Here is a 9,714-nt window from a genome sequence, read left to right as displayed (position 1 = left end):
CCCGCGGCGATCAGCGCGCCGGCCATCCCCCCGACCTCGGCGCGCAGCGCGGCGACCTCCCCCCGCAGCCGCTCGGCCTCCCGCCGCGCGGCGCCGGCGCGGGCGAAGCCGGCGATCCCGAAGATCCAGCCACCCAGGAACAAGCCCGCGACAAGGACGATGAGTTCGATCATGGCCGGAACGCTCGGCCGCCGGTCACGCCCGCGTCAAGGCGGCCGCGCTTGCGCCTGTGAAGCCTTTCGCCTAGACACCCCCCCGCGCCGGCACCCCTGGAGGCCGGCGCTTGTCGTTCCGGCAGCCTCGCGGGGCCCCGTTCGGCAGGCAACACCCGCAAGGAGCACAACGACCATGGTCCAGACCATTCGGATCGAGGCCGAGGCGCGCGAGCAGGCAGGTAAGGGGGCAGCCCGCGCAACCCGGCGTCAGGGGCTCGTCCCCGCTGTCATTTACGGCGCGAAGCAGGATGCGACGCTGCTCGCCCTCGACCCGCGCGTCGTGATGAAGGAACTGCACAAGGGCGGCTGGCAGTCGCACCTGTACGAAGTCGCGGTGAAGGGCGGCGGCGCCGAGCGCTGCCTGATGCGCGAGGTGCAGTTCCACCCCGTCACCGACCGCCCCATCCATGTGGACTTCCAGCGCCTGGCCCCGGGCGCGCGGATCCGCGTGAAGGTACCCGTCGCCTTCGTGAACGAGGACACCTCCCCGGGCCTCAAGGCCGGCGGCGTGCTGAACGTCGTCCGCCGCGAGATCGAGGTGATGGCGGACCCGGAGAACGTGCCGGAAGCCTTCCAGGTGGACCTGGGCGAGGCGGCGATCGGCGCCTCGCTCCGCTGGTCCGCGGTGAAGGACCAGTTCGGCACGAAGCCGGTCATCCAGGGCCGCGACTTCATGGTGGCCTCGGTCGCCGCGCCGACCGTCGTCGAGGAAGCGGCCCCGGCCGCGCCTGGCCCGGTCGAGGCGATCAAGCAGAAGGCGCCGGCCGGCGGTGCGGCCGCGGCGCCTGCGAAGAAGAAGAAGTAAGGGCGGGGGAGGAGAACCTCCCCCGAACCCCCTCCCTTTTCTATCGGTTGGGGACTGACCACGAAGGTCGGTTCCCAAACGCCAGGGAAGATTGAGGGGGGTACAGGGGGGAGAAGTTCCCTTCTCCCCCCCTGTCTTCCATGCCCGTGCGCGACGACACCCCGCTTCTCTGGGTCGGCCTCGGCAATCCGGGGGCGGAACACGCGCGCCAGCGGCACAATATCGGCTTCATGGCGCTCGACGAGATCGCGCGCCGGCATCGCTTTTCCCCCTGGCGCAAGCGCTTCAAGGGGGAGGTGGCGGAAGGCAGCATCGCCGGACGGCGCGTCTGGGCGCTGAAGCCACTCACCTACATGAACGCGAGCGGCGATTCCGTGCAGCAGGCCGCGGCGTTCCTGAAGATCCCGGTGGACGGCATCACCGCCTTCCATGACGAGCTCGACCTCGCGCCGGGCAAGGTGCGGGTGAAGAAGGGCGGCGGCGTCGCCGGCCACAACGGGCTGCGCGACATGCGCCGCGCCTTCGCGAACGCCGAGTTTTGGCGCGTGCGCCTGGGCATCGGGCATCCGGGGCACAAGGACGCGGTCACGGGCCATGTGCTGGGCAATTTCGCCAAGCAGGACCAGGCCTGGCTCGCCCGGCTGCTCGACGCGGTGGCCGACTGCGCGCCGATGCTGGCCGAAGGCAAGGCCGAGGACTTCATGACACGCGTCGCGCTGCTGACGCAGGAGGCGTGATGGAAGACGAGCACGGCATGGAGGGCGCCTTCACCGGCCCCGGCCCGCAGGACATCGCGAACGGCACCGCCATCCTCGCCTCCGCCCTGGTGCGGGAAGCGCAGGCCCTGGCCAGCGCGGCGGACGGCCTGCGCGGCACGCTCGACCTGTTCGTCATCGACGGCAACTCGCCGGAAGCCGAGGACCGGCGGATCATGCGCGAAGGCACGCGCGAAGCGGCCGCGCTCGCCGGCGCGCTGCTGGTCGCGGCGCGGCACCTGCTGCGCCGCACGGGGGATCCGGTCAGCGCGGCGCATGAGACGCTGGGGCGGCTGCCGCGCGGTTCGCTTTCGGCCGGGGAACTGGTCGGGCATCTGCGCGCCGCGGCGCTGGCGCCGGTGACCGATGACGGCGCGGCGCGGATCGCGGCGGCGATGATCGCCGAGACCTTCGCCGAGGAAATCACCGCCGCGTGGGAGAAGGCCATGGCCCTCCCCGCGGGCAAGGGGACGTGACATGGGATTCAATTGCGGCATCGTCGGCCTGCCGAATGTCGGCAAGTCCACCCTGTTCAACGCGCTGACTCAGACAGCCGCCGCGCAGGCGGCGAACTACCCCTTCTGCACCATCGAGCCGAATGTCGGCCGCGTGGCGGTGCCGGACCCGCGGCTCGAGACGCTGGCGCGCATCGGGAAAAGCCAGAAGATCGTGCCCACCAGCCTGGAATTCGTGGACATCGCCGGCCTGGTGCGCGGCGCGTCCAAGGGCGAGGGCCTGGGCAACCAGTTCCTGGCGAACATCCGGGAAGTGGACGCGATCGTCCACGTGCTGCGCTGCTTCGAGGATGGCGACATCACCCATGTCGAGGGCAGCATCGATCCGATCCGCGACGCGGAGACGGTCGAGACGGAGCTGATGCTCGCCGACCTCGACAGCCTGGAGAAGCGCGCGGTGGGCCTGGCCAAGCGCGCGCGCGGCGGGGACAAGGAAGCCACCGCGCAGATGGCGCTGATCGAACCCATCAAGGCCGCGCTGGAAGCCGGGCGCCCCGCGCGCACCGCCGTGCCGAAGGGCGAGGAAGCGGCCGCCGCGCGGCTGCAGCTGATGACGACCAAGCCCGTGCTGTATGTGGCGAATGTCGAGGAATCCTCGGCCGCGACCGGCAATTCCCAATCGGCCCGGGTGTTCGAGAAAGCGAAGGCCGAAGGCGCGCAGGCGGTGGTCGTCTCGGCGGCGATCGAGGCCGAAATCAGCCAGATGCCCGAGGCCGACCGGGCGGAATTCCTCGCCTCGCTCGGGCTCGAGGATAGCGGCCTCGACCGTATCATCCGCGCCGGCTACGCGCTGCTCGGCCTCGTCACCTACTTCACGGTGGGGCCGAAGGAAGCGCGCGCCTGGACGATCCTGAAGGGCATGAAGGCCCCGCAGGCCGCCGGCGTGATCCATGGTGACTTCGAGCGCGGCTTCATCGCGGCCGAGACCATCGCCTTCGACGACTATGTCGCCCTGAACGGCGAACAGGGGGCGAAGGAAGCGGGCAAGATGCGGGTGGAAGGCAAGGAGTACGTCGTGAAGGACGGCGACGTGCTGCTGTTCCGGTTCAACGTCTGACCGCGGCGAGCTAACGGCCGGGCAGCGCCGTCCGCGCCGCGCCGGAGACCGGGTCGGGCGGCGGCAGCGCCGTACCGCGCGGGCCCAGCCCCTCCCGTTCGCGGGCGGGATCGCCGCAGGCCGCCACGACAAGCGTCAGCAGCAGGACGGGCAGGAGGATTCGGGCGGAGACGCGGATCATGGTGGCAAGCGCTTATCACGCGCCCACGCGCTTAGCACCCGCCCACGGCTTAGCACGCGCCACGCCGCGCGCTAAACCGCCCCCGCGCGAGCCCGGAGAGACCGCCCATGCCCGACCCCATCACCCCCATGATCGGCTTCATCGGCGGATCGGGCGTCTATGACCTCGACGGGCTCGAGGACCGCGCCTGGGTCAAGGTCCGCACCCCCTGGGGCGATCCGTCGGACGAGATCCTGACCGGCACGCTTGGCGGCGTGCGCGTCGCCTTCCTGCCGCGGCACGGGCGGGGGCACCCGACGCCGCCCTCGGCGCTCAACTACCGCGCCAATATCGACGCCATGAAGCGCATCGGCTGCACCGAACTGATCTCACTCTCGGCCGTAGGCTCGCTTCGCGAGGAACTCCCGCCGGGCCATTTCGTCATCGTCGACCAGTTCATCGACCGCACCTTCGCGCGGGAGAAGTCGTTCTTCGGCACGGGCTGCGTCGCGCATGTCTCGGTCGCGCACCCGACCTGCCCGCGGCTGTCCGATGCGCTGGAAGCGGCGGCGCGGCAGATCGCCATCCCCTTCACCCGCGGCGGCACCTACCTGGTCATGGAAGGCCCGCAATTCAGCACGCGGGCGGAAAGCCTGCTGTACCGCCAATGGGGCTGCGACGTGATCGGCATGACGAACATGCCGGAGGCGAAGCTCGCCCGGGAGGCGGAGCTTTGCTACGCGAGCATGGCCATGGTCACCGACTTCGACTGCTGGCACCCCGACCATGACCACGTCACGGTCGAGCAGGTGGTCAAGGTGCTGTTCTCCAATGCCGACAAGGCGCGCGCGCTGGTGAAGGCGGTGGTGCCCGCGCTCGGCGCGCCGCGCGGCCCCTGCCCGGCCGGCTGCGACCGCGCGCTGGACCACGCGCTGATCACGGCCCCGGACCGGCGCGACCCGGACCTGCTGGCGAAGCTGGACGTGGTGGCCGGGCGCGTCCTCAACCCTGCCTGACGCGCGCGTTTACCGGGCGCCAACCGGGGCCGGGGCACTCTCCTCCCGATGCCCCGCCCCGACCTTGCCGCCACCGCCGCCGCGCTCGACCTGCTGCCGCGGGAAGTCGTGACCGGCACCGTCACCGGCCTCGGCGGCCTGGCCGTGACGTTGGAAGGCTTCGGCCCGCTTGCGGCCATCGGCGACCGGGTGCGGCTGGAACCGCCCGGCCGGACGCCGGTGCTGGCCGAGATCGCCGCCTTCCGCGAAGGGCGGGCGGAAGCCATCGCCATGGGCCCGCTCGCCGGGCTGACCGACGGGGCGCGCGCGGTGCTCGCGCCACGGCCGGCGCTGGCCGTCTCCGATGCCTGGCTCGGCCGGGTGCTGGACCCGATGGGGGCGCCGATGGACGGCCTGCCCCCGCCCGCCCCCGGTGCGAATCCGCGCGCCACCCATTCCCCCGCCCCGCCGGCCGGGCAGCGGGCGCGGCTCGGTCCGCGCATGGCGCTCGGCGTGCGCGCGCTCGACCTGTTCACCCCGGTGCGGCAGGGGCAGCGGCTGGGGCTGTTCGCGGCCTCCGGCGTCGGCAAGTCCACGCTGATGGCGATGCTGGCCGGCGGCGTGGAGGCCGACGTCATCGTCTTCGCCCTGGTGGGCGAGCGCGGGCGTGAGCTTCGAGAGTTCCTCGAGGACGATCTCGGCCCGGAGCGGCTGGCGAAATCCGTCGTCATCTGCGCCACGTCCGACACCGCCGCGCCGGTCCGGCGCGAAGCCGCCTATGCCGCCATGACGGTCGCCGAGCATTTCCGCGACCAGGGCCGCCAGGTGCTGCTGCTGATGGACAGCGTGACGCGCTTCGCGCTCGCGCTGCGGGAGATCGGCCTGGCGGTGCGGGAGCCGCCGGCGACGCGCGGCTATCCGCCCTCGGTCTTCACCGAACTGCCGCGCCTGCTGGAACGCGCGGGCCCGGGCGAGGAAGGCTGCGGCGGCGCGATCACCGCGCTGTTCACCGTGCTGGTCGAAGGCGACGACCATGACGAGCCGGTGGCCGACGCGGTGCGCGGCATCCTGGACGGGCATGTGGTGCTCGATCGGCGCATCGCGGAAGCCGGGCGCTATCCGCCGGTCGATGTGCTGCGCTCGCTCTCGCGCACCGCGCCGGGCGTGCTGGACCCGGCGGAACGGCCGCTGGTGGGCGCGGCACGGCGCATCCTGTCCACATGGAACGAGGTGCGCGATCTGGTGCGCCTCGGCGCCTATCGCGGCGGGCATGACCCGGTGGCGGACGAGGCGGTGCGCCTCGCCCCCGCTGTCGAGCAGGTGCTGATGCAGCCCAAGGGCGAGGCGAGCGATCCGGCCGAGGCCTTCGCGATGCTGGGCGCGGCACTCACCGAAGGCGGCTAGGCGCGCTTTCCGTCTCGCCGGGCGATTCCACTCGGCTTGAAAACGCTTCAGTCCGCGCGGATGTTGCCCACGCGGATCACCTCCCGCCAGCGCGTCAGTTCTTCCCGGATCAGAGCGGTGTAGCCTTCCGCGCCGAGCGTGCCGGGCCGCACGCCGATGGTCGAAAAACGTTCCTTCACCGGGTCGGAGGCGAGGGCGGCCGCGATCTCCCTCTCCCACCGCGCGGCGATCTCGGGCGGGATGCCGGCGGGGGCCGAGAACCCGAACCAGTTGGTCGAGATCGCGGCGGGGAAGCCCGCTTCCGCGAAGGTCGGCACCTCGGGCAAAGCGGGGGCGCGTTCGCGCTCGCTGACCGCGAGCGGGCGCATCCGGCCCGCGCGGATATTGCCCATCGCGGTCGGCAGGCTTTCCATCAGCGCGGGGATCTGCCCGCCCATCACGTCGGTCATCGCAGGGGCGGAGCCGCGATAGGGCACATGCGTGAACTCCACGCCGGCCGAGCGCGCGAGCAACTGCCCGACCAGGTGGTTCATCGTGCCGTTGCCGCCGGAGCCATAGGTGATCTCCCCCGGCCGCGCGCGCGCCAGCGCCACGAGTTCCGCCACGCTGTTCGCCGGCACGGCAGGGTTCACGACCAGCACCGAGGGGAAGGTGCCCACCAGGTGCAGATGCGTGAAGTCGCCGAGCGGATCGTAGGGAACGTTCGCATAGAGCACCGGCCCGATGCCGTGCGAGGCGGCGGAGGAGATCATCACCGTGTGCGTGTCGCCGCGCGCCTTGGCGACGATGTCGGCACCCAGCATCCCGCCCGCGCCGGGCCGGTTCTCCACCACGATCGGCTGGCCGAGCCTGGTGCCGAACCATTCCGCGAGCGTGCGCGACAGGATGTCGGCCGCGCCCGCGGGCGGGAAGTTGACGATCCAGCGGATCGGCCGCGCCGGCCAGGATTGCGCAAGCGACAGGCGCGGCGTGGCGAGAAGCGCGGCGGTGGCGAGCAGCGCGCGGCGCGCGAGGGTCCCGGTCATGGCGTTCTCCCGATCAGGGCTTGGAGGATGGCACGAAGGATGCAAAGCCTGCGCCATGAATGACGTGCCGGGAGAGCGAGACGGATGGATTTCGACCTGATCCTGCGCGAGGTGCGCCTGCCGGAAGCGAAGCCGGGCGAACCCGCCGTCGACATCGGCGTGGCCGGCGGGCGCATCGCCGCCATCGCGCCCGCGCTGCCGGGTGCTGCGCGGGAGGAAGCGCGCGGCGAAGGGCGGCTCGCCTGCGCCGGCTTCGTCGAGACGCATATCCATCTCGACAAATCCTGCATCCTCGCCCGCTGCGCCTGCGAGGCGCAGCGCCATCCGCACCGCGCGATGGAGCGCGTCTCCGACGTGAAGCATACCTTCACCGTCGAGGACGTGACCGCGCGCGCCGCCGGCACGCTGGAGAACTGCATCAGGCACGGGGCGACGCGCATGCGCACCCATGTCGAGGTCGACCCCAAGGTCGGGCTGCGCGGGATCGAGGGCGTGAAGGCGCTGATCGAGCGCTACCGCTGGGCGATCGACCTCGAGATTTGCGTCATGCCGCAGGAAGGGCTGACCAACAATCCGGGCACGGACGAGCTGATGGTCGCGGCGCTGAGGAGCGGGGCGACGGTGGTCGGCGCCGCGCCGAACTACGACAGCGACCGCGCCGCGCAAATTCGCCGGGTGTTCGAGATGGCGCGCGAGTTCGACGTCGACATCGACATGCATCTCGACAGCGGGATCACGGCCGACGACCTCGACACGCTGCTGGTCTGCGAGCTGACGGAGCGATACGGCTGGGGCGGGCGCGTCGCGGTCGGGCATGTCACGAAGCTCGCCGCGGCCGATCCGGCGCGACTGCAGCAGGCGGCGAAGCGCATGGCCGATGCCGGCGTGGCGCTGACGGTGCTGACGGCGACGGACCTCTATCTCGGCGGGCGGCACATGACGCGCGACGTGCCGCGCAACGTGGTCGATGCCAATGCGCTGGCCGAGCAGGGCGTGCTGTGTTCCGTCGCGTCCAACAACATCCTCAACCCCTTCACACCCTTCGGCGACGGGCAGCTGCTGCGCCAGGCGAACATGCAGGCGATCGTCACGCATCGCGGCAAGGACGAGGAGGTGCGCGCGATCTTCGACATGACGACGAAGGACGCGGCGCGGCTGATGCGGTTGGATGACTACGGCGTCGCAGTGGGCAACCCGGCCGACCTGGTGGTGCTGGACGCCGAGACGCCGGAGATGGCGCTGCGGACGGTCGCGCCGGTGCTGGCGGCCTTCAAGCGCGGGCGGCGGACGGTGACGCGGGAAAGGGCGCGGCTGCACGGGCCTTGATTTTGACCTCAAGCGCCGGCGCGGAGTCTTCGTTTGCCTCAATCGCCGGCGCGGCCGTTCGGCTGCTTGGCTTTCGCGCCGTGCGCTGGAGCGCCGGCGGCCACTGATGGTCTGGGCGCGGTCGCGCTTCGCGCTCCCGGATCGAGGCATGGCCTCGATCCGAAGGGGTCCGGTCTGCCTTCAGGCGCCGGCGCGGAGTCTCCGTTTGCCTCAATCGCCGGCGCGGCCATCCGGCCGCTTGGCTTGCGCGCCGTGCGCTGGAGCGCCGGGCGCGGCTGAAGGGCTGGGCGCGGTCGCGCCTTGCGCTCCCGGATCGCGGCCGCGCCGCGACCCGCTTTGCTCTCTCAGGACCCGCCCTCAGACGACCTTCTCGCCCGCTTCCATCCAGCGCCAGTACAGCTCCCGCGCCTGCGTCGCGAAGCGGCCGATCTGCATGTCGCGGCCGTTGTAGCGGGTGCAGGGCTGCACCTTGGCGTAGTTGCCGGTGGAAAAGATCTCGTCCGCCGTCTCGAGCTCGGCGGGCTTCACCGTGCGTTCCTCCACCGCCACGCCGTTCTCGCGGAACAGGGACAGCACGCGCTGGCGCGTGATGCCGTTGAGGAAGGTGTGGTTGATCGCCGGCGTCACCAGGCGGCCATCCTTGGCGAACCACAGATTGGCGGAAGCGAATTCCGCCACATGCCCCATCGCGTCGCACATCACCGCATTGTCCGCACCCTGCGTCGCGGCGAAGGCGGACGCCCGCGCGCCGTTCGGATAGAGGCAGGCGGCCTTGGCGTCGGTCGGCGCCATCTCCGGCGTCGGGCGGCGGAAGGGCGCCATCACGGCGGAGAAGCCGGCCCATTTCGGCAGCGGGCTGTCATAGATCGCCAGGATGAAGTCGGTGCTGTCCGGATCGGGCCGCGCCGCGCCCAGGCCCTTGCGGATGAAGAACATCGGCCGGACATAGAGCTCGGCCTCCGGCCCCATCCGGCGGATGCCCTCGCGGCAGAGCGACGCGATCTCCTCCGGCGTCTTGGTCGGCTTCATCAGCATCGCGCGGGCGGAGGCGACGGCGCGCGCCGCATGCCGGTCGAGGTCCGGCGCATGGCCGCGGATGGCGCGCGCCCCGTCGAAGATCACCGAACCGAGCCAGAAGGCGTGGTCCATCGGGCCGACCACCTTCGGTTCCTCGGTCGTCCAGCTGCCATCGTAGTAATAGACGCCGGCCATCTTTTTCCTCCGCAACCGTCGCGCGATGGTGTGCCATGGCGCCGCGGGGCCGAGAACCCCCGGCGCGGGAGGATCAGGCCATGTGACAGCACATGGACGGGCGGGAAACGCGCGACGCGGCGGCGCGGGCGGCGGAGATCGCGCAACGGCTGCCCGCCGTGGTCGCCGCCGCGATGCGCGCCCCTGCGCAGGCCGCGCGGCTCGCCGGCATCGATCCCGCCACGGTCACGGACCGCGCCGCGCTC

Annotated in this window: 10 protein-coding genes; 7 read left to right on the top strand and 3 right to left on the bottom strand. The window is 71.6% G+C overall.

The window, feature by feature from the left end:
* Positions 1-348: 348 nt before the first annotated feature.
* The 4 genes from HW577_RS14355 to ychF all read left to right on the top strand — a co-directional run bounded on the left by HW577_RS14355 (position 349) and on the right by ychF (position 3,347).
* Positions 349-1,020 (top strand): 50S ribosomal protein L25/general stress protein Ctc, encoded by a 672-nt coding sequence (locus tag HW577_RS14355; RefSeq protein ID WP_198376823.1) that lies wholly within the window; start codon positions 349-351, stop codon positions 1,018-1,020.
* A gap of 146 nt (positions 1,021-1,166) precedes the next feature.
* Positions 1,167-1,757: an aminoacyl-tRNA hydrolase gene (pth, locus tag HW577_RS14350; protein ID WP_408639532.1), complete on the top strand. Its 591-nt coding sequence runs from the start codon at positions 1,167-1,169 to the stop codon at positions 1,755-1,757.
* Positions 1,757-2,251: a hypothetical protein gene (locus tag HW577_RS14345; RefSeq protein ID WP_198376821.1), complete on the top strand. Its 495-nt coding sequence runs from the start codon at positions 1,757-1,759 to the stop codon at positions 2,249-2,251. The genes pth and HW577_RS14345 overlap by 1 nt, the downstream gene beginning before the upstream one ends.
* Position 2,252: 1 nt before the next feature.
* Positions 2,253-3,347: a redox-regulated ATPase YchF gene (ychF, locus tag HW577_RS14340; protein ID WP_198376820.1), complete on the top strand. Its 1,095-nt coding sequence runs from the start codon at positions 2,253-2,255 to the stop codon at positions 3,345-3,347.
* Positions 3,348-3,357: 10 nt separating this feature from the next.
* On the opposite strand, the gene HW577_RS14335 is transcribed toward ychF, so the two are convergent.
* On the bottom strand, positions 3,358-3,528 hold the full coding sequence (locus HW577_RS14335; RefSeq protein ID WP_198376819.1) for a hypothetical protein: 171 nt from the start codon (positions 3,526-3,528) through the stop codon (positions 3,358-3,360).
* Between the two features lie 107 nt (positions 3,529-3,635).
* Between HW577_RS14335 and HW577_RS14330 the strand changes: the two genes are divergently transcribed.
* Positions 3,636-4,523, top strand: a complete 888-nt coding sequence (locus HW577_RS14330; protein ID WP_198376818.1) for an S-methyl-5'-thioadenosine phosphorylase — start codon at positions 3,636-3,638, stop codon at positions 4,521-4,523.
* Between the two features lie 48 nt (positions 4,524-4,571).
* On the top strand, positions 4,572-5,906 hold the full coding sequence (locus HW577_RS14325) for a FliI/YscN family ATPase (protein ID WP_198376817.1): 1,335 nt from the start codon (positions 4,572-4,574) through the stop codon (positions 5,904-5,906).
* Between the two features lie 47 nt (positions 5,907-5,953).
* On the opposite strand, the gene HW577_RS14320 is transcribed toward HW577_RS14325, so the two are convergent.
* The gene (locus HW577_RS14320) at positions 5,954-6,931 is read right to left on the bottom strand and encodes a Bug family tripartite tricarboxylate transporter substrate binding protein (RefSeq protein ID WP_198376816.1); all 978 of its coding nucleotides are present in this window, start codon (positions 6,929-6,931) and stop codon (positions 5,954-5,956) included.
* An 84-nt stretch (positions 6,932-7,015) separates the two neighbouring features.
* Between HW577_RS14320 and HW577_RS14315 the strand changes: the two genes are divergently transcribed.
* Entirely contained in the window at positions 7,016-8,257 is a 1,242-nt protein-coding gene (locus HW577_RS14315) for an amidohydrolase family protein (RefSeq protein ID WP_198376815.1), read from the top strand.
* A gap of 357 nt (positions 8,258-8,614) precedes the next feature.
* Here the strand turns inward: HW577_RS14315 and HW577_RS14310 are convergent, their stop codons facing one another.
* On the bottom strand, positions 8,615-9,469 hold the full coding sequence (locus tag HW577_RS14310; RefSeq protein WP_198376814.1) for a branched-chain amino acid aminotransferase: 855 nt from the start codon (positions 9,467-9,469) through the stop codon (positions 8,615-8,617).
* Positions 9,470-9,714 lie beyond the last annotated feature (245 nt).

The sequence above is a fragment of the Neoroseomonas rubea genome, from assembly GCF_016106015.1.
Taxonomy (GTDB): Bacteria; Pseudomonadota; Alphaproteobacteria; order Acetobacterales; family Acetobacteraceae; genus Neoroseomonas; species Neoroseomonas rubea.
Note: the sequence above shows the minus strand (reverse complement) of the source record. Positions and strands in the feature narration are given on the sequence as shown.

What these genes read in the sequence shown, in the direction of transcription:
- HW577_RS14355 (WP_198376823.1), top strand. Translation starts at nt 349, where the DNA reads ATGGTCCAGACCATTCGGATCGAGGCCGAGGCGCGCGAGCAGGCAGGT.
- HW577_RS14335 (WP_198376819.1), bottom strand. Translation starts at nt 3,528, where the DNA reads ATGATCCGCGTCTCCGCCCGAATCCTCCTGCCCGTCCTGCTGCTGACG.
- HW577_RS14315 (WP_198376815.1), top strand. Translation starts at nt 7,016, where the DNA reads ATGGATTTCGACCTGATCCTGCGCGAGGTGCGCCTGCCGGAAGCGAAG.
- HW577_RS14330 (WP_198376818.1), top strand. Translation starts at nt 3,636, where the DNA reads ATGCCCGACCCCATCACCCCCATGATCGGCTTCATCGGCGGATCGGGC.
- ychF (WP_198376820.1), top strand. Translation starts at nt 2,253, where the DNA reads ATGGGATTCAATTGCGGCATCGTCGGCCTGCCGAATGTCGGCAAGTCC.
- HW577_RS14325 (WP_198376817.1), top strand. Translation starts at nt 4,572, where the DNA reads ATGCCCCGCCCCGACCTTGCCGCCACCGCCGCCGCGCTCGACCTGCTG.
- HW577_RS14345 (WP_198376821.1), top strand. Translation starts at nt 1,757, where the DNA reads ATGGAAGACGAGCACGGCATGGAGGGCGCCTTCACCGGCCCCGGCCCG.
- HW577_RS14320 (WP_198376816.1), bottom strand. Translation starts at nt 6,931, where the DNA reads ATGACCGGGACCCTCGCGCGCCGCGCGCTGCTCGCCACCGCCGCGCTT.
- HW577_RS14310 (WP_198376814.1), bottom strand. Translation starts at nt 9,469, where the DNA reads ATGGCCGGCGTCTATTACTACGATGGCAGCTGGACGACCGAGGAACCG.